24 protein-coding genes are annotated in these 26,561 nt (G+C 73.6%); 8 read left to right on the forward strand and 16 right to left on the reverse strand.

The window, feature by feature from the left end:
* Window positions 1-295: 295 nt before the first annotated feature.
* Together ACFWIC_RS26490 and ACFWIC_RS26495 are read left to right on the forward strand one after the other, a co-directional pair.
* On the forward strand, window positions 296-1,051 hold the full coding sequence (locus tag ACFWIC_RS26490; protein ID WP_329949913.1) for a hemerythrin domain-containing protein: 756 nt from the start codon (window positions 296-298) through the stop codon (window positions 1,049-1,051).
* A 283-nt stretch (window positions 1,052-1,334) separates the two neighbouring features.
* Window positions 1,335-1,826, forward strand: a complete 492-nt coding sequence (locus ACFWIC_RS26495; RefSeq protein ID WP_380520171.1) for a hypothetical protein — start codon at window positions 1,335-1,337, stop codon at window positions 1,824-1,826.
* Window positions 1,827-1,917: 91 nt separating this feature from the next.
* On the opposite strand, the gene ACFWIC_RS26500 is transcribed toward ACFWIC_RS26495, so the two are convergent.
* The 3 genes from ACFWIC_RS26500 to ACFWIC_RS26510 form a co-directional block, all read right to left on the reverse strand.
* Window positions 1,918-2,520, reverse strand: a complete 603-nt coding sequence (locus tag ACFWIC_RS26500; RefSeq protein ID WP_329881723.1) for a DUF6891 domain-containing protein — start codon at window positions 2,518-2,520, stop codon at window positions 1,918-1,920.
* Window positions 2,521-2,658: 138 nt separating this feature from the next.
* Window positions 2,659-3,204, reverse strand: coding sequence for a DUF1707 and FHA domain-containing protein (locus ACFWIC_RS26505; RefSeq protein WP_329949911.1), 546 nt, complete (start codon window positions 3,202-3,204; stop codon window positions 2,659-2,661).
* A gap of 224 nt (window positions 3,205-3,428) precedes the next feature.
* Entirely contained in the window at window positions 3,429-3,989 is a 561-nt protein-coding gene (locus ACFWIC_RS26510; protein ID WP_329881721.1) for a DUF1697 domain-containing protein, read from the reverse strand.
* A 138-nt stretch (window positions 3,990-4,127) separates the two neighbouring features.
* On the opposite strand from ACFWIC_RS26510, the gene ACFWIC_RS26515 reads away from it, so the two are divergent.
* Complete coding sequence (locus ACFWIC_RS26515; RefSeq protein ID WP_329881720.1) at window positions 4,128-4,598, forward strand: pyridoxamine 5'-phosphate oxidase family protein; 471 nt, start codon at window positions 4,128-4,130, stop codon at window positions 4,596-4,598.
* Window positions 4,599-4,670: 72 nt separating this feature from the next.
* On the opposite strand, the gene ACFWIC_RS26520 is transcribed toward ACFWIC_RS26515, so the two are convergent.
* Window positions 4,671-5,027, reverse strand: a complete 357-nt coding sequence (locus ACFWIC_RS26520) for an arsenate reductase family protein (protein WP_329949910.1) — start codon at window positions 5,025-5,027, stop codon at window positions 4,671-4,673.
* 248 nt (window positions 5,028-5,275) lie between these two features.
* On the opposite strand from ACFWIC_RS26520, the gene ACFWIC_RS26525 reads away from it, so the two are divergent.
* Entirely contained in the window at window positions 5,276-6,493 is a 1,218-nt protein-coding gene (locus tag ACFWIC_RS26525; RefSeq protein WP_380520172.1) for a cytochrome P450, read from the forward strand.
* A gap of 780 nt (window positions 6,494-7,273) precedes the next feature.
* Here the strand turns inward: ACFWIC_RS26525 and ACFWIC_RS26530 are convergent.
* Together ACFWIC_RS26530 and glnA are read right to left on the reverse strand one after the other, a co-directional pair.
* Window positions 7,274-7,528, reverse strand: a complete 255-nt coding sequence (locus ACFWIC_RS26530; RefSeq protein WP_329949908.1) for a DUF1049 domain-containing protein — start codon at window positions 7,526-7,528, stop codon at window positions 7,274-7,276.
* Between the two features lie 167 nt (window positions 7,529-7,695).
* Complete coding sequence (glnA, locus tag ACFWIC_RS26535) at window positions 7,696-9,108, reverse strand: type I glutamate--ammonia ligase (protein ID WP_329881714.1); 1,413 nt, start codon at window positions 9,106-9,108, stop codon at window positions 7,696-7,698.
* Between the two features lie 321 nt (window positions 9,109-9,429).
* Here glnA and ACFWIC_RS26540 point away from each other — a divergent pair, with 321 nt between their 5' ends.
* Window positions 9,430-9,897, forward strand: coding sequence for an RDD family protein (locus tag ACFWIC_RS26540; protein WP_329881713.1), 468 nt, complete (start codon window positions 9,430-9,432; stop codon window positions 9,895-9,897).
* Between the two features lie 100 nt (window positions 9,898-9,997).
* Here the strand turns inward: ACFWIC_RS26540 and ACFWIC_RS26545 are convergent, their stop codons facing one another.
* The 7 genes from ACFWIC_RS26545 to ACFWIC_RS26575 form a co-directional block, all read right to left on the reverse strand.
* Entirely contained in the window at window positions 9,998-10,687 is a 690-nt protein-coding gene (locus tag ACFWIC_RS26545; protein WP_329881711.1) for a DUF4191 domain-containing protein, read from the reverse strand.
* Between the two features lie 118 nt (window positions 10,688-10,805).
* On the reverse strand, window positions 10,806-10,991 hold the full coding sequence (locus tag ACFWIC_RS26550; RefSeq protein WP_329949907.1) for a hypothetical protein: 186 nt from the start codon (window positions 10,989-10,991) through the stop codon (window positions 10,806-10,808).
* 239 nt (window positions 10,992-11,230) lie between these two features.
* The gene (locus ACFWIC_RS26555) at window positions 11,231-12,193 is read right to left on the reverse strand and encodes a lipoyl synthase (protein WP_329881708.1); all 963 of its coding nucleotides are present in this window, start codon (window positions 12,191-12,193) and stop codon (window positions 11,231-11,233) included.
* Between the two features lie 196 nt (window positions 12,194-12,389).
* The gene (gene lipB / locus ACFWIC_RS26560) at window positions 12,390-13,160 is read right to left on the reverse strand and encodes a lipoyl(octanoyl) transferase LipB (RefSeq protein WP_380353498.1); all 771 of its coding nucleotides are present in this window, start codon (window positions 13,158-13,160) and stop codon (window positions 12,390-12,392) included.
* Window positions 13,161-13,338: 178 nt separating this feature from the next.
* Window positions 13,339-15,318: a helix-turn-helix domain-containing protein gene (locus ACFWIC_RS26565; RefSeq protein WP_380520179.1), complete on the reverse strand. Its 1,980-nt coding sequence runs from the start codon at window positions 15,316-15,318 to the stop codon at window positions 13,339-13,341.
* Window positions 15,319-15,508: 190 nt separating this feature from the next.
* Window positions 15,509-16,909 carry an MFS transporter gene (locus ACFWIC_RS26570; RefSeq protein WP_380353473.1) on the reverse strand — a complete coding sequence of 467 codons (1,401 nt, stop codon included), beginning with the start codon at window positions 16,907-16,909 and terminating at the stop codon, window positions 15,509-15,511.
* Window positions 16,910-17,232: 323 nt separating this feature from the next.
* Window positions 17,233-17,994: a 3-hydroxybutyrate dehydrogenase gene (locus tag ACFWIC_RS26575; RefSeq protein WP_380353471.1), complete on the reverse strand. Its 762-nt coding sequence runs from the start codon at window positions 17,992-17,994 to the stop codon at window positions 17,233-17,235.
* A gap of 309 nt (window positions 17,995-18,303) precedes the next feature.
* Here ACFWIC_RS26575 and ACFWIC_RS26580 point away from each other — a divergent pair, with 309 nt between their 5' ends.
* On the forward strand, window positions 18,304-20,256 hold the full coding sequence (locus ACFWIC_RS26580; RefSeq protein ID WP_380353469.1) for a regulator: 1,953 nt from the start codon (window positions 18,304-18,306) through the stop codon (window positions 20,254-20,256).
* Between the two features lie 51 nt (window positions 20,257-20,307).
* Here the strand turns inward: ACFWIC_RS26580 and ACFWIC_RS26585 are convergent, their stop codons facing one another.
* From ACFWIC_RS26585 to ACFWIC_RS26595, 3 genes are all read right to left on the reverse strand, one after another.
* Window positions 20,308-21,540 carry a cation:proton antiporter gene (locus tag ACFWIC_RS26585; RefSeq protein ID WP_329949902.1) on the reverse strand — a complete coding sequence of 411 codons (1,233 nt, stop codon included), beginning with the start codon at window positions 21,538-21,540 and terminating at the stop codon, window positions 20,308-20,310.
* A 116-nt stretch (window positions 21,541-21,656) separates the two neighbouring features.
* Window positions 21,657-22,988 carry an NAD(P)/FAD-dependent oxidoreductase gene (locus ACFWIC_RS26590; RefSeq protein WP_380353466.1) on the reverse strand — a complete coding sequence of 444 codons (1,332 nt, stop codon included), beginning with the start codon at window positions 22,986-22,988 and terminating at the stop codon, window positions 21,657-21,659.
* A 610-nt stretch (window positions 22,989-23,598) separates the two neighbouring features.
* Window positions 23,599-24,504, reverse strand: coding sequence for a TIGR01777 family oxidoreductase (locus tag ACFWIC_RS26595; RefSeq protein WP_380353463.1), 906 nt, complete (start codon window positions 24,502-24,504; stop codon window positions 23,599-23,601).
* A 198-nt stretch (window positions 24,505-24,702) separates the two neighbouring features.
* On the opposite strand from ACFWIC_RS26595, the gene ACFWIC_RS26600 reads away from it, so the two are divergent.
* Window positions 24,703-25,203: a GNAT family N-acetyltransferase gene (locus ACFWIC_RS26600; protein WP_380520173.1), complete on the forward strand. Its 501-nt coding sequence runs from the start codon at window positions 24,703-24,705 to the stop codon at window positions 25,201-25,203.
* Between the two features lie 229 nt (window positions 25,204-25,432).
* Window positions 25,433-26,561: DUF2510 domain-containing protein (locus tag ACFWIC_RS26605; RefSeq protein WP_380520174.1), on the forward strand; the 1,129-nt coding region annotated here is incomplete at its 3' end.

Genomic DNA, 26,561 nt, shown 5'->3' on the forward strand with positions numbered 1-26,561 from the left:
CCGGGCCGGCGGGCGTCGTCCGGGCGTGGCTGTGCGCCTTCCGGTGGCATCCGTCCTCGCCGTCCCTCCTCCGCTCCCCGGTGCGCCGGACGAACCTCACCCCCTGCACGGAGTGGGGCCGGAGGGATCTCGCGCCTCCCGAGAGTCCGGGGGGAACCCTGCGCCGGGCCCCTGACCTGCACGTCAATCGGACATTGATTCCGTCCTGATGTGCTCTGCCCACTGTGGTGGGACAGCCGGCCCGCCAGCTGTGCCCAGGTCGAGCCCAGCCCAGCCAAGCCGTGAAGAGAGTGCCATGCCCAGCCACCTGTTGCCCGTAGCGTCTCCGTCCGTCCCTGCCCAGGGGGGCTCGTCGCGTGAGCGCACCGCCGACGAGGAACCGCAGGCCGTCCGCTTCGCCGGGCTGAAGCTGGTGCACGCCGCGCTCCGCCGGGACCTCGCCCGGCTGCCCAACGCGCTCCGGCTGATCCAGCCCGGCGAGGACGAGAAGGGTGCCGCACTGTTGCGGCACTGGAACTTCGTCACCACCATGCTGACCTGCCACCACGAGCAGCAGGACACCCGGATCTGGCCGATCGTCAGCCGGTTCGCGCCCGAGCTGCGGCTGCTGCTCAACTGGCTGGAGGCCGACCACCACAACCTCGACCACTCCTTCACCCGGGTCACCACCCTGGTCCGGATCGCCAGCCGGGACGCCGGCTCGGTCTGGCCGGTGGCCTACGCGATCGAGGACCTGGCGGCGCGGCTGGAGACCCATCTGAGGATCGAGGAGCGGCAGCTGCTGCCCCGGATGGAGCGGGTCTTCACGGAGAACTCCCGGGTCGGCAGCCTGTCCGAGCTGCTGGACGTGCTGCACGTCGCGGGCGGGCCGGGCACCGCCGACGCGCTCGCCTGGCTGCTGGACGGCGTCGAACCGGCGACGGTCGAGCGGTTGGTGGCGGACTGCGACGACGCGGTGGCCCGGCACTGGCCGCACTGGCAGGCGACCTACCAGCGCTGCACGGCGCCGCTGTGGGGGACGCCCGAGTCCTGGGACGTCGCCGGGGACTGACCCGCGGGCCTTTTTCGTGGCCTCGTTCTACGCGCGTGGCACGGGACGCCGACACATGTCAGTGGCACATGCCGATCGCGTCGGGGCACGGTTCGGTGCAGAACGGGCCGGGGGGAGGGCCTCGGTGGAGATCCTCTTCGGACCTCCAACTCCGTTCGACCCCTAGGGGTTTCGACCCATCCGTCTCCGGGGTGCGACCGCCCGCGCGGTCCGGGGCCGACCAGGGAGCGGGTACCGCCGAGGGGCGATGGCCGGCGCGGGAGACGCCCCTACCGTCGATGCCATGACCAGTGCGCCGACCGCTTCGCACCGCGACCGCCACCGCCACGACGACCGTGACTTCGACCGATCCGACCGTCACGACCACCCCGACCGCCCCGACCGCCGCGCAGGGCACCGGCCCGCTCCCGGGGCGGCCCGCCGCCTTGGCCCGGTCGCCCGCTCGGCCGCCCTCGCCGCAGGCGCCGTGCTGCTGCTCGGCGCCGGGCTCACCGCCTGCAAGGGCGGCGCCTCGCTCTGCCTCAGCGACGACAGTTGCGACGTCGTCGTCCGCACCGACAACGCCGACTCCACCCACACCGTCGAGGTGTTCGGCGGCGACCGGACCGTCCGGCTGACCGTCGGCCGGATCACCGACACCACGGCCGAGGTCAGGCTCGGCGAGGAGACCAGGACCCTCACCGAGGACACCGAGACCGCCGTCGGTACGGCGAAGATCACCCTCCGCCATGCCGACGCACGTGGGCACACAGCCGAACTCCACGTCGTCCGCTGACCGTCGGCGCCTCCGCCGCCGCCTCGCGACCGCCGGGGAGAGCCAAGGGGGTAGCCGCTGCGGGCACTGTTGCCGTGGTCCCCGAACGCGGTTACTCCGGCAGGCGGTTGAGCCAGACCATCGGCGTGACCGTGATCGCCACCTCCGGCGAGCCGTCCCACTTCACCGGCAGCCCCACCTCCTTGAGCGCCGAGACCACCTCGCGCCCGACCCGGACCGTCCGCCGGACGGCCGCCTCCGTCGACTCGCCGTCCACCTGGAAACCGCCGTACCGCAGCATCAACGAACCGCCGGTGGCGACCCGTTCGGTGTCCTGCTGGTGGAAGAAGACGAAGCCGCGCGAGTCCTCGTCGGCCTCGCCGCCGATCTCCGCGTATCCGCAGCTCGCACAGCAGGTGAAGTCCATCGCGGCGACGATGCCCTGCTCCTCCAGGGTGTCGAAGGCGGCCTCCAGCCGGTCGACGTCGGTCGTCTCCGGCCAGGACGCCTGTTCCTCCAGACGTGCCCGCCACAGCGGAGCGACGATCCGCTCCGCCTCCTCCGCCGTCAGTCCCTGGTCGTCGAGGTCCTCGACCAGGGACTCGACTATCTCGTCCGGCTCCTGGAAGCCGCACCGGATCAGCTCGCGGGCCCGTTCCTCGGCGTCCCGCAGCGCGTCGGCGGCAAGAGTGGTGTGCGCGGTGTCCTGGTCCATGCCCGTATCCAAGCACCTACCGCTGACAATCCGTCCGGCCGTCCGGGGCCCGCGGAGCAGGGCCACGGACCGGTCCGCCGACAAGCCGGCGGACCGGTGCTGCCGCCTCCCCGGTCCGCCCCCTGACGACGCGTCCGCTCAGCCCGCCGCGAGCCGGAACTCCAGGTTGCCGAACCGTACCTGGTCGCCCGGTCGGACCCGCACCCCGCCGGCGATCCGGTACCCGTTCACGTGCGTGCCGTTGGTCGACCCGAGGTCGTACAGCACCCAGTCCTCGCCCTCGCGCCGCAGCTCGGCGTGGTGCCGGGAGACCGAGGCGTCGTTCAGCCGCAGCCCCGACCCGGGGATCCGGCCTATCGTCAACTTCCGTGCGCCGGCGTGCGGGAGGCTCAGGCCCGGCAGTCGTTCGACGCGCCAGGCCCCGCGCAGCCGCACCCCGAACGCCGACACCCGGCCGACCGCCCGCAGCACGAACCGTCCGACCGGGTTCCCGGCCGGCAGGTCCGCCATCGCGGCGTTCAGCTCGGACCGGCTGCTCGCGTGGAGGACGAGGTCCAGCCGTCCGAGGAAGGTGTCGTGCGACAGCCGGCCGCTGCCGGCGCCGTCCCTCAGCACGTCGAGAGCCTGCTCCCGCTCGGCCTCGGACGGCCGGACCACGTGTGTCCGGATCTCTGGAGACGTCATGGCCTGATTGTCGGCTCGTCTCCGCCCGCCTGTCCAGGCTCCCGTGCGCAGCCGACCGGTCGACCGTGCGCGGCGCCCCCGCCCGGTACGCCGTCCGGTACGCCGCTCGATCCGGCGTGGCTCCGTCCGTCGGGCCCGGCCCGGCGATCCGTACGAGCGGGTGGCCGGGCAGTGCGGCGGGGAGGCGGGCGCGCGGTGGGGCGCGGAGGCCGCCGGTGGCCGGATCAGGTCTTCCTGGCGGCTGCCAGGATCTTGACGGTGGTGTGCAGGAAGCGCGAAGTCGCCGCGCCCCGGTAGGACTTGCCGAAGAGGGAACCGCTGGTCACCCACTTGCCGTCCTTCAGGTGCACCACCACGTAGGCGGTGCCGGCGTCGGCCCCGATCACCTCGTAGTCGCCCTTCGGCGAGGTGTACGGGACCGGGAAGTCCGTGGGCAGCGGCTCGGAGAGGAAGTTCACCGTCAGCCGGACGTCAGGGGTCACCTCGACGCCGGCGAAGGGCTCGGCGGCGAGCACGGCCTCGACCTCGTCGACGGTCCGCAGCAGCACCGGCACGGGATAGCCGAGCGAGTCGGCCAGGTGCTGTTCGATCCGGTCGGTGAGGGCGGCGCGGTCCGCCGGGCCGAGGGCGTCGGCGGCGAAGAAGACGTTGCCGCTCTGGATGTACGAGCCGACGCGCTCCAGGCCGAGTTCGGCGAAGAGGGCGCGCAGCCGTTCCATCCGCACCGTCCGGCCGCCGACGTTGACGGCCCGCAGAAAGGCGATGTACGTGGTCGTGGTGGTCACCCGGCCAGTCTGGCACCGGCCACCGACACCCGGCCCGCGCGCGGTCCTCCGGCGCATGCCCCGGGCCTCCTGCGGGCGGCGCGTGCGTACGCGCCGCCCGCCCGGGCGGCCGTCGGTACCGGGTGCCAGACTGGCGCCATGGCTACCTGGCAGGACTTCGAGCACGAGGCGCCGGACCTCGCCCCCGCCGTGCGGGCCCGGTTCGAGGCCAACAAGCACCACGTCCTGGCGACGCTCCGCAAGGACGGTTCCCCCCGGGTCAGCGGCACCGAGGTGGACTTCATCGGCGCGGACCTGATGCTCGGGTCGATGGGCGGAGCGGTCAAGGCCGCGGACCTCCGCCGCGACGCCCGCTTCGCCCTGCACAGCAACCCGAGCGACGAGACGCTCGCGGGCGGTGACTCCAAGGTCTCCGGCCGGGCCGTCGAGTTGACCGACGCCGCCGAGGTCGCCGCTTACGAGGCCGACCTCCCCGAGCCGCCCTCCGGCCCGTACCACGCCTTCCGGCTGGAGCTGGAACAGGTCGTGCACACCACCGTCGAGGACGACGCGGTACGGATCAGCTCCTGGCGGCCGGGCGAGCCGGTGAGGACCGTCGAGCGCCGCTGAGGGCCGTGCCCACCGGCCCGGCGCCCCGGGGGCGGGACTTCCCGGCACCCCGGCGGCGCACCCGTGACGGGCCTACGGCAGGACGGACCTGACCGCCTCGGGAGTCCGCGCGACGAGTGCGTGCCCGTCGTCCGCGGTGATGATCGGGCGCTGGATCAGGATCGGGTGCTCCGCCATGGCCGCGATCCACCGGGCCCGGTCGTCGGGCTCCCGGCTCCACTGCTTCATGCCGAGCTCCTTGGCCACCGGCTCCTCGATCCGGGTGATGTCCCACGGTTCCAACGTGAGCCGCTCCAGGACCTGCTCCAGCTCGGCGGCGCTCGGCGGATCCTCCAGATAGCGCCGCACGGTGTACTTGACGCCCGCGCCCTCCAGGACGCCGAGCGCGGCACGGCACTTCCCGCAGCGCGGGTTGATCCAGATCTCCATCCCGTCAGCCTACCGACGATCCGCACCCCGGACGCCCGCCCGTGCCGTGCCCCCGCGCCCCGCGCCCGTGCCGTGCGTCGGCCCGACGGGCCCGCCGGCACGCCCCGGGGGCGTCGAGCGACCTCCCGACGCACGCCCTCCCGTGCTCCCCTCCCCCTGCCTCCCGCACTCCCGCCGACCGGGAACTACCGCCCCCCTGTCGATGGTTGGTCCCCCGAGGGAGTCGGGTCTCTGGAGGGGAGCACCGGATGGACGGCGCAGCGATCATCGAGCAGCTCATGACCACGGAGGGGAGGATCGACCCCTACCCGCTGTACGCGCGGGCCCATGAACTGGGCGCCGCGGCCACGGCCGGCCCGGGCGGGATCATGGCGCTCGGCCATACCGCCGCCAACCAGGTGCTGCGCAACCCCGCCTTCGCCCTGGAGGACGCCGCGACCCTGGCGGGGGCCGAATCCGAGCTGTTCTCGCACGCGTCGATCGCCCTGCTCAGCCGGTCGATCCTGCAGCGGAACGCCCCCGACCACGCCCGGGTCCGTTCGCTGATCGCCTCGGCCTTCAACGCCCGCCGGGTGGCGGCGCTCCGCCCGACGATCGCGACGGCGGTGGGGCGGCTGCTCGGCGAGATGGCCGAGCGGGGTGCCGACGGCTCTCCGGTCGACTTCATGGAGGCCTTCGCCTTCCGACTGCCGGTCGAGGTGATCTGTGAACTGCTCGGCGTCCCGGCCGCGGACCGATACCGCTTCCGCACCCTGGCGTCGGACCTCACCATCGCCCTGGAGCTGGTCGAGGACCTCGCCGAACTCGACTCCGCCGACACCGCCGCCGAGGAACTGTCCTCCTACTTCACCGAGTTGGTCGCCGAACGACTGGCCCGCCCGACCGGCGACCTGGTCAGCGACCTGGCCCGGATCGCCGCCGACTCCCCGGACCGGATCTCCGGCCAGGAGCTGCTGAGCAACCTCGTCCTGCTCTTGGTGGCCGGATTCGAGACCACCACCAACCTGCTCGGCAACGGCCTCGCCCAGCTCTTCCACCACCCGGAGGCCGCGGACGGGCTGCGCACCGGTGCGCTGCCCCCGGGGCTCTTCACGGACGAGGTGCTGCGCTTCGACTCGCCGGTCCAGCTCACCACCCGGGTCGCCGCCGCCGACGGGCTGACGGTGGCCGACCTGCCCGCGCCGCCCGGCACGGTGGTGTTCGTCATGCTGGGCGCGGCCAACCACGACCCGACCCGCTACCTGCGCCCCGAGCGCTTCGACCCGACCCGGACGGACAGCCAGCCGCTCAGCTTCGGCGGCGGGCCGCACTTCTGCCTCGGCAGTCAGCTCGCCCGCCTGGAGGCGGACGTCGCCGTGCCCGCCCTCCTTGACCGCTTCCCGAGGCTGGCCCCCGGCGGCGTGCCGACCCGCCGTGACCGCCTCGTCCTGCGGGGCTTCGACACGCTCCCCGTCACGGTCCGCTGACGCACAGGAGCAGCCCCTCGGCGTTCGTCCCCGCCCCCACCCCCGCCCCGCCCTGGTCCTGCCTTCGGCCACGAGGACTGTTTGGCGGATCGATCACATTTGTTCCGGTTTCCCCCCGTTCGTCTGTCGCTTTACCTATCTTTTGTCCCTGAGGAGAGGGATCCGGGGGGTGCCCGTCAGCCACCCCGTCGGGCTGGGCGGGGTTCGGCTCCCCGAGCACCCGCCCGAAGGGAACACCCGATGGGCGCCCGCCCCGTGCGCCCCCGCGTACCCACGGACGCCCTCCTGCCGTACGCGCTGATCGCCGTCGTGACGGCGCTCGACGTCCTGGTCGGCGCCACGATCCTGCTCGCCCTGCTGGCGGCGCCACCGGCCCTCGCCGCCGTGGGCTCCGCGCCCCGGCGGGTCCTCCTCGTCGGAACCACCGCGCTCCTCGCCTGCCTGGGGGCAGCGGCCGTCAACGGCATCCCGACCTCGGAGCGCGCCTTCGTGGCCTACGGCGCGGTGGTCGCCGCGACGGCCGCGGGCGCCTGCGCCTCCGGCGCCCACCGCCTGGCCGAGGCGCACCGGAGGGACGCCGGGGAGCAGCGCCGCCTGGCCGAACGCGACCTGGCCGACGCGCAGGCCGTCGCCGACGTCGCCCAGAACCTCATCCTCGGCCCGGTGCCCGCCCGCAACGGTTCGCTCGACCTGGCCGTCTCCTGCACCTCCGCCGCGGCCGGCGTCCGAGGGCCCGGATGCGCCCGGCGGCCCCCTCCCGCACACCGCGGCGGTAGGCCGCTAGCCCTTCGGGCGGCGCCGGGCGAGGAAGAAGCCGATGATCAGGCCGACCACCAGGGTCACCGTCAGGACCACCCACAGGGGCATCGTGACGTCGACGATCCACATGGTGATCGAGACCGACTCCGTGTTGGCCGCGATGAACCAGACAGCGAGGACCGCGAGGACGGCGATCCCGATCGTACGCAGCCGCAGGGCCCGGCCCTTGACCGTGACGGTCGGCGGAGCGTGCGGCGGCGGAGTGTTCTTCGCCATGCCCCCAGTATCGCGCGGCTCCCGCCGCCCCACCCGCCCAGTCGCCCGCAGCACGGCGCCGGGCCCCGTCGCACTCCGGTGAGAGCGACGGGGCCCGGGGGCGCCTGCGTGTCCGACCCGCCCGCGCCCCCGGCCGCAGCCGGGACACGCGTCGCGGTGTCCGCGGTCTACAGGTCGTAGTAGAGCTCGAACTCGTGCGGGTGGGGCCGGAGGGCGATGGGGGCGATCTCCTGGGTGCGCTTGAAGTCGATCCAGGTCTCGATCAGGTCGGGCGTGAAGACGTTGCCCGCGAGCAGGTACTCGTGGTCGGCCTCCAGGGCCTCCAGGACGGCCGGGAGGGAGGCCGGCACCTGGGGGACGTTGGCGTGCTCCTCGGGGGCCAGCTCGTAGAGGTCCTTGTCGACCGGCTCCAGCGGCTCGATCTTGTTCTTGATGCCGTCCAGGCCGGCCATCAGCATGGCGGCGAAGGCCAGGTACGGATTGGAGGCCGGGTCGGGCGCGCGGAACTCGATGCGCTTGGCCTTGGCGTTGGAGCCGGTGATCGGGATGCGGATCGCGGCCGAGCGGTTGCGCTGCGAGTAGACCAGGTTGACCGGGGCCTCGAAGCCGGGCACCAGGCGGTGGTAGGAGTTCACCGAGGGGTTGGTGAAGGCCAGCAGCGACGGGGCGTGCTTGAGCAGACCGCCGATGTAGTAGCGGGCGGTGTCGGAGAGCCCGGCGTAGCCCTGCTCGTCGTAGAAGAGCGGGGAGCCCTCGGTCCACAGCGACTGGTGGACGTGCATGCCCGAGCCGTTGTCGCCGAAGATCGGCTTCGGCATGAAGGTGGCCGTCTTGCCGTTGCGCCAGGCGACGTTCTTGATGATGTACTTGAACAGCATCAGGTCGTCGGCGGCGTGCAGCAGGGTGTTGTACTTGTAGTTGATCTCCGCCTGGCCGGCCGTGCCGACCTCGTGGTGCTGGCGCTCGACCTCCAGGCCGGCCTTGGCCAGCTCCAGGGACATCTCGGCGCGCAGGTCGGCGAAGTGGTCGACGGGCGGGACGGGGAAGTAGCCGCCCTTGTACTTGACCTTGTAGCCGCGCGCGTCGCCCTCGGCGGAGCCGGTGTTCCAGGCGCCCGCCTCCGAGTCGATGTGGTAGTAGGAGGCGTTGGCGCTGGTGTCGAACCGCACCGAGTCGAAGACGTAGAACTCGGCCTCGGGCCCGAAGAAGGCGGTGTCGGCGATGCCGGAGGAGGCGAGGTAGGCCTCGGCCTTCTTGGCGACGTTGCGCGGGTCGCGGCTGTAGGCCTCGCCGGTCACCGGGTCCTGGATGAAGAAGTTGATGTTGAGGTGCTTCACCTGGCGGAACGGGTCGAGCCTGGCCGTGGCGAGGTCGGGGACCAGGGCCATGTCCGACTCGTGGATGGCCTGGAAGCCACGGATCGACGAGCCGTCGAACATCAGGATCTCGGACGGGTCGAAGGTCGCCGCAGGTACGGAGAAGTGCTGCATGACGCCCGGCAGGTCGCAGAACCGGACATCGACGAACTTGACGTCGTTGTCCTGAATGAACTGCTTCACTTCGGTGGCGTTGTTGAACATTCGTCCTCCTCGGCGTGCGAATGGGGCTCACCCTAGGAATGGCCCGTTTCCGACCGGTGACCCAGTCGTTTCCTGAATGTTAACCGCCGTTGTCGGGCGGGCGGCAAAGACGTACGGGTCTGGACAAAACGCCTCGCCCTCCCAGGTGGGGCCCTCCAAGTGGTCTGGACCACTTGGAGAGGGTGACGGAAAGCCCGAGTGGCGCGGTTCACTCTTCGGTGGGCTACCCCGGGGCTACCTCGGGACTACCCCGGGAGTTCTCCGGGACTCCTCGGGGGAGCCGGTGGCGGTGCCGGGTGTATGCCCGGTTAGTGTGGATCGGTGGACACCAGAGAAGCGTTGGGATCGTGGATCGACGGCCCGAAAGCGGCCGCCGAGAAGATGGGCGCCGACTTCGGCTACCGCGGTGAGCGCCTCGGGCTGCCCCAGGAGGGCCCCGGCTCGGTCGGCGGCCCCGGCCGCCGGATGGGCGCGCTGTTCGTCGACGGCTGGCTGGTCGCGCTGGTCGCCTTCGGGCTGGTCTCCAAGGGATCCCCGGCCTCGGCGAACCTGTGGACCACCCCGCTGTTCTTCACCGTCACCGTCCTGCTGATCGCCACGACGGGGACGACCGTCGGCAAGCGGCTGTTCGGCCTGCGGGTGGTCCGCCTGGACGGCAGCCGCGCCACCATCCCGCAGGTGCTGCTGCGCACGCTGCTGCTCTGCCTGGTGGTGCCGGCCCTGGTGTGGGACCGCGACACCCGGGGTCTGCACGACAAGGCGGTCGGCACGGTCGAGGTCCGGATCTGACCGCCCGGACCGCGACCCCCTGATCACCGACCGGAAACACGGAACGGCCCCGCCGCGGTAACTCCGCGGCGGGGCCGTTCCGTGTCGAAAGGGGAGGGGGTCAGCGGGCCTGGCCACCCTTGGGCATCCGGGCGCCCTTGGGCATCGGGCCCTTGGGGATCGGCGCCTTGGAGAGCAGGTCGCCCAGCGCCCGCAGGCGGTCGTTGGTCTCGGTGACCTGGGCGGCGGTGATGGCACGGGGCAGGCGCATCAGGTGGATCTGCAGCTTCTTGAGCGGAATCTCGCCCTCGCCGGTGCCCACCACGATGTCGTGCACCGGAACGTCACCGACGATCCGCGCCATCTTCTTCTTCTCCGACGCCAGCAGCTGGCGGACCCGGTTCGGGTTGCCCTCGCCGATCAGCGCGATACCGGCCCGGCCCACGGCGCGGTAGACCGCGTCCTGGTTGCGGGTGACCGCGACCGGGGTGGAGTTCGCGCTCCAGCCCCGTCGGATGTTGTTCAGTACCGCCGCGACCGCTCCCGGCTGCCCCTCCATCTGTCCGAACGCTGCGCGCTCGGCCCGGCGTCCGAAGACGATCGCCATGGCGAGGAACGCCACGATGAAGCCCAGGATGCCCAGGTAGACAGGGTGGTCGATCGCGAAGCCGATGGCGAGGAACACGCCGAAGGTCAGCAGGCCGACGCCGGCGATGATCAGGCCGATCTTGGTGTCGACCTTCTTGGTCATGGTGTACGCCAGGCGGATCTGCTTCAGTCGCCCGGGGTTCTCGGATGTTTCCCTCGCCATAACGCTCATGGTACGTGGCGTGGGTACGGGATATCCAAGCCCGGGTACCCGTTCGCCCCGAACCGTGACCCGTGCGTGCTCGTACCGGCGCCTTCGACGGCGTCCCGCAGGGGCTCCGTCAGCGGCCCGCGGCTTTCGCCCGGGCGGTCGCGACGAGCGAGTCCCGCTCCCTGTCCGCCGCGTACTGGCGGTTCTCGCAGACCGCTGACCAGGCATTCCGCCGGGCCTGGCGCTGGCCGCCCGCCAGCAGCACGCTCTCGGCCAGCCGCAGCGCGGTGCCCACCGACCGGATACCGACCCGCATGCCGAACAGCTCCTCTCGTGGCTCGGAAGTTTTCCTGCGAGGACCCGTTCGTCCCCGCGTCCGCGCGGCCACCACGTCTCGTGGCCGAGAAAAATCGAACGACCGCGGCGGACCCATCGTCCCCACCCCGTGTTACCAGTCCGTGACCAGGCAGTCAAAGCCCGGTGAAGCGAAAGGGGCGGAGCCGAAGCTCCGCCCCTCCGATGGCGTAAAACCGTCGGCCCGCACCGGAGCGCGGCTCAGACCGCCGCCTGCTCGTGCTGCGCGCGGTGCTCCAGCGCCTGCCGGTACAGCCGCCCGGCGCGGTACGACGAGCGCACCAGCGGGCCGGACATGACCCCGGCGAAGCCGAGCTCCTCGGCCTCCTGCTGCAGCTCGACGAACTCGTGCGGCTTGACCCAGCGCTCCACCGGGTGGTGGCGCAGCGAGGGGCGCAGGTACTGGGTGATGGTGATCAGCTCGCAACCGGCCCCGACCAGGTCGGCCAGCGCCTGGCTGACCTCCTCGCGGGTCTCGCCCATGCCCAGGATCAGGTTGGACTTGGTGACCAGGCCGGCGGCCCGGGCCTGCGTGATGACGTCCAGGGAGCGCTCGTAGCGGAACGCCGGGCGGATCCGCTTGAAGATCCGCGGCACCGTCTCGACGTTGTGCGCCAGCACCTCGGGGCGGGACGAGAAGACCTCGGCGAGCTGCTCGGGCACCGCGTTGAAGTCGGGGATCAGCAGCTCGACGCCGGTGCGGCCGCTCTCGCGGCCCGCCGTCATCGCGTGCACCTGGCGGACGGTCTCGGCGTACAGCCAGGAGCCGCCGTCCGGCAGGTCGTCGCGGGCCACGCCGGTGATGGTGGCGTAGTTGAGGTCCATGGTGACGATGGACTCGGCGACACGGCGCGGCTCGTCGCGGTCGAAGTCGGCGGGCTTGCCGGTGTCGATCTGACAGAAGTCGCAGCGGCGGGTGCACTGGTCACCGCCGATGAGGAAGGTCGCCTCGCGGTCCTCCCAGCACTCGAAGATGTTGGGGCAGCCGGCCTCCTGGCAGACGGTGTGCAGCCCCTCCTTCTTCACCAGCGACTGGAGGGCGTTGTACTCCGGGCCCATCTTCGCGCGGGTCTTGATCCACTCGGGCTTCCGCTCGATGGGGGTCTCGCTGTTGCGGACCTCCAGGCGGAGAAGCTTCCTGCCGTCGGGTGCGACAGCGGACACGTGCGACTCCTAGAACTAGACGGGGTACCCCCAGGGTACGCCTGTGCTTGTACGGCCTTCGTCGGGGCAGCGGCCCTGCAATCGCAGGGCAACAGCGGTACCGGCGGGTAGATTCCCCGGAAGCCGCCCGGGACTTCGGGGTGGCGGCTCCGGGCGCGGTCGTTCGGGGCCGGGCCCGGCGGGCGGCGGCCGGAGCTCAGTGGCGGAGTGCCGGCTCCGGGAGTTCCGCGAGCACCTCGGCCAGGTGCTTCTCGACCAGCGGCAACGCTTCGGCGACCGGGAGGTCCCGTCCCAGCTCACCGGCCAGCGAGGCGACGCCGGCGTCCCGGATGCCGCACGGCACGATCTTGTCGAACCAGGTCATGTCCGGGTCGCAGTTGAGCGCGAAGCCGTGCATGGTCACCCCGCGCGCGACCCGGACGCCGATCGCGGCGAGCTTGCGGTCGTCGCCGCGCTGCCCGGCGTTGGAGGGCGCGTACTCGGGGCCGGCGAGGCGCGGGTCGATGCCCAGCGGCAGGCCCATCCGCAGCGTGAGTTTGCCGATGTCCACCACCTGCGACGGGTCCACCACCGCGTCCGGGATGCTGTCGCCCAGCACCCAGACGCCGCTGCGGCCCTCGATCCGGGTGGTCTCCACGCCGAACGCGCCGCAGGCGCGGATCAGGGCCTCCTCCAGCCGGCGCACGTACGCGATCACGTCGATCGGATCGGGCAGCTTCACGATCGGGTAGCCGACCAGCTGGCCCGGGCCGTGCCAGGTGATCTCGCCGCCCCGGTTGACCTCGACCACCGGGGTGCCGTCCAGCGGCAGGTCGGCGGGGTTGGTGCGCTTGCCCATGGTGTACACCGGCGGGTGCTCCAGCAGCAGCACCGTGTCCGGGATCTCGTCCGCGACCCGCAGGGCGTGCAGCCGCTGCTGCTCCTCCCAGGCCTCCTGGTAGGGCACGGAGCCCTCGCCTATGCCCATCCGCACGAAACGTACGTTCTCGCTCACCAACTGCTCCTTGCCAGGCGTTCGAGACCAACCTGGCCACTGTACGCCCGCCCGCCGAGGGGCCGTCCAGGTGCCTGCGGCCGTGCTCGCCCCCCGTGCTCGCCCCCGTCCCGCGCCCGGCCCGCGACCCGGTCGCCGCCGTCGTGGCCGCTCAGGTGTCCGAGAGCAGCTGCAGCCGGAGGGCCAGCTGGAGCTCCAGCGAGCGCTCGGGGTGGTTCCAGTCCCGTCCGAGCAGCACTTCGACCCGGTCCAGCCTCTGCACCACCGTGTTCACGTGGACGTGCAGCTCGTCCTTGGCCCGGGTGAGGCTGCCGCCGCAGTCGAAGTAGGCGCGCAGGGTGCGGACCAGCTCGGTGCCGCGCCGGCCGTCGTAGTCCAGCAGCGGGCCGAGCGTCGCCCGGACGAAGCCGTCCACGTCGTGGCCGTCGCCGAGCAGGACGCCGAGGAAGCCGAGCGCCCGGGCCGAGGCGCCGTCCCCGGCCCGGCCCAGGACCCGCAGTGCCCGCACGCAGCGCAGGCCCTCGGCGTGGGCGGCGGCGAGCGCCACCGGTCCGGCGGCGGGGCGGCCGGCGCCCACGGTGACCGGGAACCCGGCCAGCCGGGCGAGCCGCTCGGCGGCCTGCTCGGCCGCCCGCAGGGCGGCGTCCCCGCCCTCGTCGGCGCCGTCGGGGACGAGCAGCACCACCGCCTCGCCGTGCTCCGCGCTGATCCCCCTGGAGCCGAACAGGTACCGTCCGGCCGCGCCGGCCAGCCGGGAGCGGTCGCCGGCGGCGGTGGAGGCCGCGCCCGCCGCCGTGGTTCCACCGGCCGGTTCGGCCGGTTCGGCGACCAGGACCAGGTGCGGTCGGCCGAGGTCCACGCCGAGCCGCCGGCCGCGCGCGGTCAGCCCGGCCGGGTCCCGCTCGGGGGCGGTGAGCAGGTCCGTCAGCAGTTCGCCGCGGACCCGGTTCTCCGTCTCGGCGACCGAACGGCGCAGCAGCAGGAGCAGCGCGGTCACCACACCGGCCCGCTCGAACAGCCGCCGGTCGGCGTCGTCGAGGTCCGGGCGACCGCGCAGCACCAGGGTGCCGAGCTGCTCCTGGCCGGCCAGTACCGCGCAGACCCAGGCGTCGCCGTGCGGGACCGAGCGGCCCTCGGCGCGGGACGCGGCGGCGGCTTCGGCGAGCCCGGCTCCGGGCCCGGACCGTCCGGCCAGCGGCTCGCCCTCGGCGTCCAGGACCGTTATCCCGCCGCCGAGGAGGGCGGCCACGGCGGCCGCCACGTCCGGCACCTCGGCACCGCGCAGGACCAGGTCGGTCAGCCGGTCGTGGCCCTGCTCGGCGCGCTGGACGGCGTCGGAGTGGGCGCGGATCAGCGCGTTGGCGGTGTTCAGCTCGGCGAGCGCGGCCCGGGTGTCGGCCAGCGACTTGGCGGTGTCCAGGGCGATCGCGGCGTGTGCGGCCAGGGTGCAGAGCAGCGCGACCTCGTCGGGGGAGAAGGTGCGCGGCGAGCGGTCGGCGGCGAACAGGACGCCGATGACCCGGCCGCCGAGCAGCAGCGGCACTCCGATGATCGCCACCAGGCCCTCGTCCAGGACGCCCGCGTCGATGGTGCCGGTGTGGTGGAACCGGTCGTCGGCGCGGTAGTCGGGGGAGGCGTACGGGCGGGCGGTCTGTGCGACCAGCCCGCCGAGTCCGTCGCCGAGGCTGAGCCGCAGGGTCTGGAAGAGGACGGACACCGAGCCGTCGGTGACCCGCATGTAGGTGTCGCCGGCGGCCTCGTCCGGGAGGGTCAGGTAGGCGGTGTCGGTGCCGAGCAGCATGCGGGCCCGGCGGACGATGGCCTGCAGCACGGTGTCGAGGTCCCGGGAGGCGGCGAGGTCCCCGGCGGTGTCGAAGAGGGCGGTCAGCTCGGCCTCGCGGCGACGGTGCTGATGCAGCGTCCGGTGCACGCGCAGCGCCTGCCAGGTGGCCTCGTCGATCTCGTCCAGGACGGCGGCCGGCGCACCCCGGCGGCGGGCTTCGGCGAGCACGTCGGTGAAGTCCTCGGTGGCGGCGCCGGAGGCGAGCAGGTCGAGGAGCTTCCGGAGCGCCGGCGCCGAGCCGGGCTGAAGGTCGTTCGCGGCGAGGTCGTTCGTGGCGAGGTCATTGATGGCGCGGTCGTTGATGGCGCGGTCGTTGATGGCGCGGTCGTTCACGGGTGCGGCCGCCAATCGGCAGTGGGTCTCAAGCCCTGGGGAGGGAAGCGCGATCGTAGCTGGTCAGCCCGGGTGCCCGCGGGCGGCCTGCGCTCGCCCGTCGTGAGCGCAGGCCGCCGTACGTACCGTCAGGCCGCCCGTGGTGTCAGGCGGTTGCCGGCTTCGCCGCCGTCGCCGTCCCCTGTCCGGCCTCCGCCGCCGCGTCCCCCGACGTCTCCTCCTCCGCCTCCGCCAGGTCGTGCCCCCGCGTCTCCCGTCCGCAGAGCACGGCCAGCACGGTGATCACGGCGGCGATCGCCACGTACACCGAGATCGGGGTGGAGCTCCCGTGGTCCTTCAGCAGCGCGGTGGCGATCAGCGGGGCGGGCGCGCCCGCCGCGACCGAGGCGAACTGGGCGCCGATCGAGGCGCCCGAGTAGCGCATCCGGGTGGCGAACAGCTCGGAGAAGAAGGCGGCCTGGGGCGCGTACATCGCGCTGTGGAAGACCAGTCCGACGGTCACCGCCAGCAGGAGCGAGCTGAAGGATCTGGTGTCGACCAGTCCGAAGAAGACGAACGCCCAGGCGCCGACGCCCACCGCGCCGACCAGGTACACCGGTTTGCGCCCGACCCGGTCGGAGAGCGCCCCGAAGACCGGGATCAGGGCGAACTGGATCGCCGAGGCGATCAGCACGGCGTTGAGCGCGGTCTGCTTCGGCAGGTGGACGTGGTTGACGGCGTAGGCGAGGACGAACGTGGTCATGACGTAGTACGAGATGTTCTCCGCCATCCGGGCGCCCATCGCCACCAGCACCTCCCGCCAGTGGTGTCGCAACACCGCCACCAGCGGCGTCTGTTCGGGCTTCCCCAGGGCCGTCTCGCGCGCCTCGGCCCGGGCCAGGGCCTGCTTGAACAGCGGCGACTCGTCCACCGCCAGCCGGATCCACAGCCCGACGCCGACCAGCACCGCCGACAGCAGGAACGGCACCCGCCAGCCCCAGGAGAGGAAGGCCTCCTCCGACTGCACGGTGGTCAGCAGCGACAGGACGCCGGCCGCCAGTAGGTTCCCGGCCGGTGCGCCGCTCTGCGGCCAGGACGCCCAGAACCCGCGCCGCCGGGCGTCGCCGTGCTCCGACACCAGCAGCACCGCGCCGCCCCACTCGCCGCCGAGCGCGAACCCCTGCACCAGCCGCAGCACGGTGAGCAGGACCGGCGCCGTCGCCCCGATCGAGTCGTACGTCGGCAGACAGCCGATCAGGGTGGTCGACCCGCCCATCAGCAGCAGGCTCACCACGAGCAGCTTCTTCCGCCCCACCCGGTCCCCGAAGTGCCCGAACACCAGGGCCCCGAGCGGCCGGGCCGCGAACCCGATGGCGTAGGTGAGGAAGGAGAGCAGCGTGCCGGTCAGCGGATCGCTGTTCGGGAAGAACAGCTTCCCGAACACCAGCGCCGCCGCCGTTCCGTACAGGAAGTAGTCGTACCACTCGATCGTCGTTCCTATGAGGCTGGCGGCCACGACTCGTGGCAGTGAACCTCTCGTGTCCTTCGGGGCGTCGGCGCTGCTCATGGTCACCACTTCCGGCTGGGGGACGGTGTTGCCACAAGGTAGGAACTCCCTTGCCCGGATCCTATGGTGGAGGCCGATACATCAATGGGCGGCGATATGGGCGAGGGGGCCATAGGCCCCGGAGGGTGGGACGCCCGACCGCGCGGTTGACGCGGTAGTCGCGATGCCCCGACGAGCCGGCGGGGCCGCCGGCGAGTGGTTGCGACCACGGCACCTGCGCGGTGCTCCGACCGGGGATCTCCGGGCACTTGCCGCTGCGGACGCCGAGCAGCCGACGGTCCTCGGCCCCGGCCCGCTTCTGCTCTCCGGTCTTCGCCGCGCGGTCAACGGGCGGTCCAGCCGCCGTCGATCGGGAGGCTGGCGCCGGTGACGTAGGAGGCGTGCGGGGAGCAGAGCCAGAGGACCAGCCGGGCGACCTCGTCGGGTTCGATCAGGCGCTTGACGGCGGTGCGGTCGAGCATGATCCGTTCCACCACCTCGTCCTCGGGGATGCCGTGGGCGAGTGCCTGGTCGGCGATCTGACGCTCCACCAGGGGGGTCCGGACGTAGCCCGGGTTGACGCAGTTGCTGGTGACGCCGTACGGCGCGCCCTCCAGCGCCACCGTCTTGCTCAGCCCCTCCAGCGCGTGCTTGGCGGTCACGTAGGCGGACTTGAAGGCGCTGGCCCGCAGGCCGTGGACGGAGGAGACGTTGACCACCCGCCCCCACTCCCGCGCGTACATGTGCGGGAGGGTCCGGCGCAGGATCCGGAACGGCGCCTCGACCATCACCCGCTGGATCAGCAGGAACCGGTCGACCGGGAACTCGTGCAAGGGTGCGACGTGTTGGAGGCCCGCGTTGTTGACCACGATGTCGGCGTCGGCCGGCAGCGCCTCCACCGCCTCCGGGTCGGAGAGGTCGGCGACGTGGGCGACGCCGCCGATCCGCTCGGCGAGCCGGCGGGCGGGCTCGGCGGCGACGTCGACGACGTAGACCCGGGCGCCGGCCGCGGCGAGGGCTTCGGCGCAGGCGCGGCCGATGCCCGAGGCGGCCCCGGTGACCAGGGCGGTGCGGCCGTCGAGCGGGCGGTCTGAAGTGGTGTCCATGGCCCAGAACGGTAGGAATCCGGCGGCTTCCCTCCTATGTGGCGAACCCCTACAGCATCAGGGTGAACTGTGGTGATCACCGTCATGACGGTCCATCGGCGGGAGGAGTCGTGAAAGCCAAACCGATCGCTGGGCGTCTTCCCCACAATGGGCGCGGATGCTTCACCCGTTCGGAGGATTGCTCGGTCAGAACCACCCATAGCGCCCGAATGCTCGCTACATTCACGCCGATTCCCGACAGGGGGCGTCGCCACAGGCAGCCGAACCGCTGGTGGAGCCGGTGCGGCGTCCGAGAGGTGTTGACTGACTATGCCCCAAAGGCCTGTAACCGACAGCCCGGCGTACGGACCGCTCGACCCGCTCGACCAGCACCGAGGTCCGGTCGGCCGGGCCCTTCCGGACGCCCCCGACACCCCGACCGCCGACGAGCTGCGGCTTCCCGTCCAGGCCACGCCCGACCGGCACCCGACCGCGCTCGCCACCGCCGACGAGCCGCCCCGGCCGGCCCAGGTCGACCCCGCGGGCGGCCGTCCGGCGGGCCGGACGGGAGGTCAGTCGGGCGGCCACTCCGGGTCGGCCACGCAGAACCTCCAACTGGCCGCCCTGATCGAGGAGGCGGGCTTCTCGCACGCCGGGCTGGCCCGCCGGGTCGACCAGCTCGGCCTGGAGCACGGCCTGGACCTGCGGTACGACAAGACCTCGGTCACCCGCTGGCTCCGCGGCCAGCAGCCGCGCGGCGCCACCCCGGCACTGATCGCCGAGGTGTTCACCCGCCGGCTCGGCCGCCGCCTCACCGCCCAGGACCTCGGCCTGGACGCCTGCGCCCCGGTCTACGCGGGCCTGGAGTTCGCCGAGACGCCGCAGGAGGCGGTGGACATCGTGGCGAGCATGTGGCGCAAGGACAACGGCCCGCAGTCGGAGCTGCGCCGGATCGCCTTCACCCCGGCCGGGCTGGTCGTGCCGAGCCGGGACTGGCTGATCGGCCGGACCGACGAGCGGGTCGCGCGGGACGGCTCCACCCTGGCCAGGCCCGATCCTGGCAGTGGCGCGCCGTCCGCCGGACCACCCGGCCCGGGTGCGCCCGGCGGCTCCGCCGCGCCTCCGGCCCGCGGCTCCGCCCCGGGCACCTCCGGCACGCCCGGAACGGGCCTCGGCCGGGCTGCGACCCCGGCCGGATCGGCCACCGGAGCGGCTCCGGCCGCCGCGGGCACGCCCGCCGGGGCGACTGCGGGGCCCGCCTCCGGGGCGGCCGCCGGCACGACCGCGCTCGGCCGGGTGCCGACCCAGAGCCGGCGTCCGCCCATCGCCGTCGAGCCGCCGTACCACGACCCGGCCCGCGAGCCCCGCCCGGCGCTGCGGGTCGGCCGGGGGGACATCGCGGCCATCCGCGCCGTCGGCGACCTCTTCCGCGCGCTGGACCACGCCTACGGCGGCGGCCACGCCCGCCAGGCGCTGGTGCGCTACCTGGAGAGCGAGGCCGAGCCGATGCTGCGGGGCCGCTACGGCGAGCAGATCGGCCGCGCGCTGTTCGGTGCCGTCGCGGACCTCACCCGACTGGCCGGGTGGACGTCCTTCGACATCGCCGCGCACGGCCTCGCCCAGCGCTACTTCGTCCAGGCCCTGCGGCTCTCCCAGGCCGCCGGCGACCGCGCGCTCGGCGGGTACGTCCTGGTGACGATGAGCCAGCAGGCCGTGCACCTCGGCCACGGCCGGGAGGCCGTCCAGCTGGCCAGGGTCGCCCAGCAGGGCGTCGGCGGAGCCGTGCCGCCCACGGTGCAGGCGCTGCTGCACGCCGCCGAGGCGCGTGGGCACGGCCTGCTCGGCGACGTCCGCTCCTGCACCACCGCGCTGGTCCGCGCCGAGCGGTCGCTGGCCGCGGCCCGGGCGGGCGACGAACTGCCCTCCTGGGCCCGGTTCTTCGACGAGGCCCAGCTCTCCGACGAGTTCGCCCACTGCTACCGGGACCTCCAGCAGTGGCGGACGGCCGCCCAGCACGCCGAGAAGTCGCTGCGGCTGCGTTCGCCCGCCTACGCCCGGAGCCGGATCTTCTGCCGGCTGGTGCTGGCCACCGCCCGGCTCGGGATGGGCGACCTCGACGAGGCCTGCGGCATGGCCACCGACGCGCTGCGGGCGGCGGGGGAGATGCGCTCGGCCCGCTCGCTGGAGTACGTGCGGGACTTCCACCGCCGGCTCACCCCGTACCGGGGCAGCCCGGTGGCCCGGGCGTTCGAGGAGACCGTGCGCCAGGCGGGGGTGATCTGATCGGCATACGCCCGAGCCCCGGGCGGCGGAGCGCCTACCGGTTCTCGGTGTTCACCAGCTCTCGGCGTTCACCCGTGGCCGGTCGCCCTCGCCGGCGGCCGGCGGGCGGACGTCCCCGCGAAGTCGCTGGGCGGTGAGCGGGAAGCACAGCACCGAGAGCATCCCCGCGCCGACCAGTGCGGCGGCCGTGGAGGACGGCAGGTGCCCAGAGTCGACCTCAATGGTGGTGATGACCACGACCAGTGGCAGCGCCGTCGCGCCGTACAGCCCGAGCGCCACCCGGTCGCGCCGTCCGAGCCCGACCGGGGCGATCAGCGCCGCGGGCAGCCCGCGCACGGCCAGCAGCAGGGCCAGGAAGAGCGGGACGAGCAGCAGCGTGCCCGGATCGTCCAGCAGCGCCGAGAGGTCGAAGTTCATCCCGCTCACGACGAAGAACACCGGGACGAGGAAGCCGAAGCCGATGCCCTCCAGCTTGGCCTCGATCACCTCGCCCTCGGCCTCCGGGACGTCGGACAGCAGCAGCCGGGAGACGATGCCGGCGGTGAACGCGCCGAGCAGCATGTCGAGGTCCAGCCAGAGCGCGGCCGCGACCATGGTCGCGAGCGCGAGGATCACGGTACGGACGGCGAACTGGCCGGAGGTGCGCAGCGTGCGCCGGATCAGCCGGGTCATCCGGACCGGCCGGGCGCGCCGGGCGTAGCCGATCGCGACGGCGGTGATCACCGCGAAGGCGGCCAGGATGACGGCGGTCCTGGCCGGGGTGTTGCCGCTGAGCAGGACGGCGATGGCGATGATCGGCCCGAACTCGCCGACCGCGCCGGTGGCCATCACCAGCGAGCCGAACGGGGTGGGCAGCTCCCCGGAGTCGCGCAGGATCGGCAGGATGGTGCCCAGTGCCGTGGTGGTCAGAGCCAGCCCGGTGAAGGCGCCGTCCAGTGGGTCGGGGTTGACGAGCGCCCCGACGCCGAGCGCGGCCACCAGGGTGACCAGCCACGCGGTGCCCGCCTGCCGGAGCGGGCCGCCGCGCAGCTTGGCGAAGTCGATCTCGTACCCGGCCAGGAACATCAGCATGGCCAGACCGAGCTGGGAGAGCGCGTCGACGAAGTCGTCGGTGCGCACCCAGCCCAGGACGTCCGGGCCGATCAGGACGCCGAGCACGATCTCGAACACCACGGTGGGGACGGCGATCCACCGCAGCAGCCGGTCGGCGAGCAGCGGCGCGGCCACCGCGGCGGCCGGGACCAGGATCAGCGCGAGCGGTTGGACCTCAGGCCCGGCGCTCACCGGGCGTCCGGTGGAGGGGGAGGAACCATCCGATCAGCGGTCATATCGGCATACTGGCACGCGGCCGGGCCCCTCTCCGGCAGCCCGGCCGCGTGCCGGTGACGGCAACGGGCCCGTCAGGCCGCCGCCTCCGCCTCCCGCACGGCCAGCGGCAGCCCGAGGTCACGGACCACGGCCTCGGCGGCCCGGCGCCCGGACACCAGCGCGCCCTGCACGCTGCTGGTGTCGCGGTGGTCGCCGCAGACGTACAGCCCGGCCAGCAGCCGGACCGGCCGCCGGGTGTTGTGCGGCGGGGGCATGGCCGGTACGGCGTCCGGGAGGTGCCGCACGCTCAGGAACTGCCAGCCCGCCACCGGTGTCCCGTACAGCTCCGCCAACCGTCCGCGGACCGCGGGTTCCAGCGCGGCCGGCCCGCCGGCGTCGAAGCTGCGGCGGCCGAGCACGGTCGTGGCGATCAGCGCCTGCCCGGCCGGCGCGTACGACGGGTGCAGCTCGCTGAGCACCAGCGAGTGCGAGACCAGCGACTGCTGACCGTTCGGGCGGTCCCCGTCCAGGAGGAGGACCGCCTCGCCGAGCGGGCTCCGGTCGGCCGCGTGGTAGAAGGTGGTGACGGGGTGGAAGCCGGGCAGCCGCAGGCCCGGCAGCAGGCCGGTGGCGGACCGGGGGTCGGTGGCGACGACCACGGCCTGGGCGTTGATCCGCCCGTGCCCGACGGTCTCCACGCCGTCGGCCGCTATCGAGGTGACCCGTACGCCGGTGCGTACGGTGCCGGCGGGGAGGACGGCGGCCAGTTGGGTCGGCACGGCCGCGATCCCGCCGGCGGGCAGACAGAGCCGGCCGCGCGCGTAGCAGCGGAGCACCAGGTCGGCGACCCGGCTGCTGGTGCCGAGGGCCGGGTCGCTGAGCAGGGCGCCGAGCAGCGGTCGCAGGAGGCCGTCGACGGTCCGCGGGGCGAGCCCGCGGTCGGCGAGAGCCCGGGCGGCAGTGGTCTCGGGTCGGGCCTTGAGGCGGGCGGCGGGGGTCGCCGCCAGCCGGTTGAGCCAGCTGCCGAGCCGCGCCTTGTCCAGCGGACTGCCCAGTGGAGCCCGGGCGGCGGCCTGCCGGGCGGTGGTCAGTTGTGGGTCCCCGACCCGGTACCGGCGCCCGGCGCTGTGCACGAGGACGCCGGGGGCGAGCGGGCGCAGTTCGAGGCGGTCGAGGTCGAGCACACGACGCGGCTCGGGGAAGGCGGTGTTCAGCAGGTGGCTTCCGTGGTCGAGCCGGAATCCGTCCAGCTCGTGGGTGGCTGCTCGGCCGCCGATCCGGTCCGAGGCCTCGAGGACCTGGACGGTCAGGCCGTGGCCGGTGAGGACGCGGGCGGCGGCCAGGCCCGCGAGTCCGGCTCCGACCACAACGACGTCCGGATCGGACTGCCGGCGGGTGCGGCGAATGAAGTCATACGTGGGCACGGGTGGCTCCCTCCCTGGTCCCGGGGTTTCGGGCCGGCGCAGGTAGCGGGGTGCTGGGACACGGTCCGACGATGTGATGCCCAGTCAGTGTGGGGGTCAGACAGGCGCATCGGGCCCGATCCGAAGCCGGGAAGAGGAGTGACAGCATCCGGTGGGGGCTCGGTCACGGACTGTGATTCGATCCGGGTGGGATTCCGGCCCGGCGGGCGCGCACGGTCACCAGGGGCGCGCAACGCGCCCGCAGCGTGCTCCCGTGCGCCCCCTCACGGAGCCCCGCCCGGACTGCGTCGGGCATATGCCCATGGCCAGGGCGGACGTCGTACGGCGCCTACGCGGTGGTGGGAGGACCGCGCGTCGGCGCCGCGGCGGTCGTCGAACCCGTCGCGTCCGCCGACCCCGGTCGGCCCGCTGCGCCCGGCCGCCGCCCCCCGGCCCGCCGCCCCCCGGCCCGCCGCCCGCCTGCCCCCCGGCCGCCGCCCCCGGCCCGCCGCCCGCCCCCGGCGGCCCTGCCCGGCGGCCCGTCGCCCGCAGCCCCCGCTCCCGGCGCCGTACGCCCCGCCCCGTTCCCACCGCCCCGTTCCCACCGCCCCGTTCCCGCCGCGCCGTCGGGTCAGAGGGCCGCCCGCACCGCCGAATCCACGTCGGGGTGCCGGAACCGGAAGCCCGCGTCCAGCAGCCTCCGCGGCACCACCCGGTGGCTGCCGACCACTTCGACCGCCAGCTCGCCCAGCACGGCGTCCAGGAGTGCCTTGGGCACCGGGAACGGCGTCGGCCGGTGCAGCTCCCGGCCGAGCGCCGCCGTCAGCTCGGCATTGGTCACCGGCTCCGGAGCGGTGAGGTTGAACGCCCCGCTCAGGTCCTCCCGGTCGATCAGGAACCGCAGCGCCGCGACCTCGTCGGCCAGGGAGATGAAGCTCCAGTACTGCCGGCCGTCGCCGAGCCGCCCGCCGAGGCCGAGCCGGAACAGCGGGAAGAGCCGCCCGCCCGCGCCGCCGTCCGCCGAGAGCACCAGCCCGGTCCGCGGGTGCACCACCCGGACCCCGGCCCGCTCGGCCGCTCCGGCGGCGGCCTCCCACTCGACACAGACCTCGGCCAGGAAGTCGTCCCCGGCGGGCGACTCCTCGTCGATCACCCGGTCCCCGGTCTGTCCGTAGAAGCCGACCGCCGACGCGCTGAGGAGGACCCGCGGCGGCTCGGCGAGCCCGGCCACCGCGGCGGCCAGCGTCTCGGTGCCGAGCACCCTGCTCTCCCGGATCTCCCGCTTGTAGGCGTCGGTCCAGCGCCGGTCGCCGACCCCGGCGCCGGCCAGGTGCACGACGGCCTCCACCCCGGCGAGCCCGGCCCGGTCGACCTGACCCAGCAGCGGGTTCCAGCCGATGGCGGTGGTGCCGTCCGGTCGAGGGCCGGTTTTCGAGCGGTGCCTGACCAGCCGTACCACCTCGTGGCCGTCCGTCAGCAGCGAGTCGACGAGTGCCGAGCCGATCAGTCCCGTGGATCCTGTGACCGCGATTCTCATGCGGACATCCTCGCAGCCGGGACCTCGCAGACCCGGGCGCTGCTGGCCGGAGCGTCGCCGGCCGGGGCGCGGCCCGTCCGGACGTCGCGCCCGGACGTCGCGCCCGGACGTCACGTCCGGACGTCGCGCCCGGACGTCGAGGCACCCCACCCGGAAATTCCGTGTACGCCCGGGAACCCGCTGATTAGCATGACGCGCATGCGCGAAGCCGACGATCTGATCATCCGTCCCGCTCAGGCCGAGGACGAGAAGGAGCTCTCCGCCCTCAACCGTGCGGCGTGGACCTGGCTGGCCGACGTCGCTCCACGGCCCGACGAGGGTGCGGACGTGTTCGACGAGCGCCACAGCCCGGACCAGTTCCTGCTCGCCGTGCTCGGTGACCGCCTCGTCGGCTACGTCCGGGTCGTCCCGCCCACTCCGCTGGCCAGCAACGCGCACGTGCGCCAGATCCAGGGCCTCGCGGTCGACGCCGGGGCCCGGGGCCGCGGCGTCGGCGTCGCGCTGGTCGAGGCCGCCTGCGCCGCGGCCCGCGAGCAGGGCGCCCGCCGGCTCACCCTGCGCGTGCTCGGCCACAACGCTCCGGCGCGCAGCCTCTACGAGCGCTGCGGCTTCGTCGTCGAGGGCACGATGGCCGAGGAGTTCCTGATCGACGGCCGGTACGTCGACGACATCCTCATGGCCCGCACCCTCACGGCCTGACCCCGCGCCCCCGCGCCCGGCCCCGACCTCTCGGCCCGACCCCGGCCCTCCGCGGGGCGGAACGGCCCGGCGGCGGGGCCGCCCGCCCAGGGCCGCCCCGCCCCCGAACCCGCTTCCGCCGCCCCACCAGGCGCGTTACCGGCGAGTCGTCAGATCCGGACGCGGGTGGTGCAGAGTCGTGACAGACCCGGCCTGTCTGGACCGTCACCCGGACGGGTACGGTACGGCCGTGAGCAACTCGACGCCTCCGGGGTGGTACCCGGTACCGGGTGCGGACGGCACGGCCGGTCATGAGCGCTGGTGGGACGGCAACGCCTGGACCAGCGAGGTGCGGCCCGTCCAGGCGGGCGGCGGTCAGATTGCCGACGCCCCGACACAGGTCTCCTGGCAGAACCCGGCGCAGGCCTCCGCGCCCCCCTCCTACGGTTACGGTGCGGCGCAGCAGGGGCAGCCCGGGTACGGCTACCCGACGCAGAACCCGCCCTCCTACGGCTATCCGCAGGCCGCCTACACTCCCCAGCCCCAGTCGAACCGGATGAAGACCGGCACGGCCGTGGCCATCGTGGTCGGGGTGCTGGCCGTGGTCGGTGTGGTGGCCGCCATCGCGCTCAACAGCGGCGGCGGCACCCCGACGGCCGGTCCGACCACTCCGGTGGCGACCGTGACCGTCACGGACACCCCGAGCCCCACGGCCACCCGCACCCCGACCCCGACCCCGACCCCGACCCGGGGAACCACGCCCACGACGACCGCGCGCCCGGCGCCGGCGGTCAAGGACACCGTGGCCGACCCTCAGCACGCCATCACGGTGCCGGTCTTCGAAGGCTGGGACGCGACGACGGACGGCGCGCACTCGACGGTCTTCCTCGGCAGCGGCCGGTACACCTGCCCCGGCGGGGGATCCTGCATCCGCGGTCAGTTCTCGGTGGAGAAGGACACCGTCTCGGGCGCCTCGGCCCGGGCGGCGGCCGAGGCCGCGATGCCCACCTACGCCGCGGCGATCTTCAGCAACATCTCGTCGCACACCGACGCCGGTTCGTCCAGCACGACGGTCGCGGGCATCTCCGGCTACGCGGTGCGCTGGCACATCGTCACGGCGGACGGCAGCAAGGGCTACGTCCTGATGGTGGCGGTGCCGGCCAAGGGAGGGGGCTACGTGGCCTTCGAGGGCGGGGTCGACGACGCCGCGGGCGCGCCCGACCCCACCGTGCTGGACCAGATCCTCAAGGGCATCAAGCAGGACACCGGCGCGGGGGGGGGGGGCCACACCAGACCCCCCCCCCCGGGGGGGAATACCCGGAACCCAACCCAAACTTGGGGGACCCGTTTGGCAATAACTGGGGGGGGGGGAAGTAGAG

The sequence above is a fragment of the Kitasatospora sp. NPDC127035 genome, from assembly GCF_042726075.1.
Taxonomy (GTDB): domain Bacteria; phylum Actinomycetota; class Actinomycetes; order Streptomycetales; family Streptomycetaceae; genus Kitasatospora.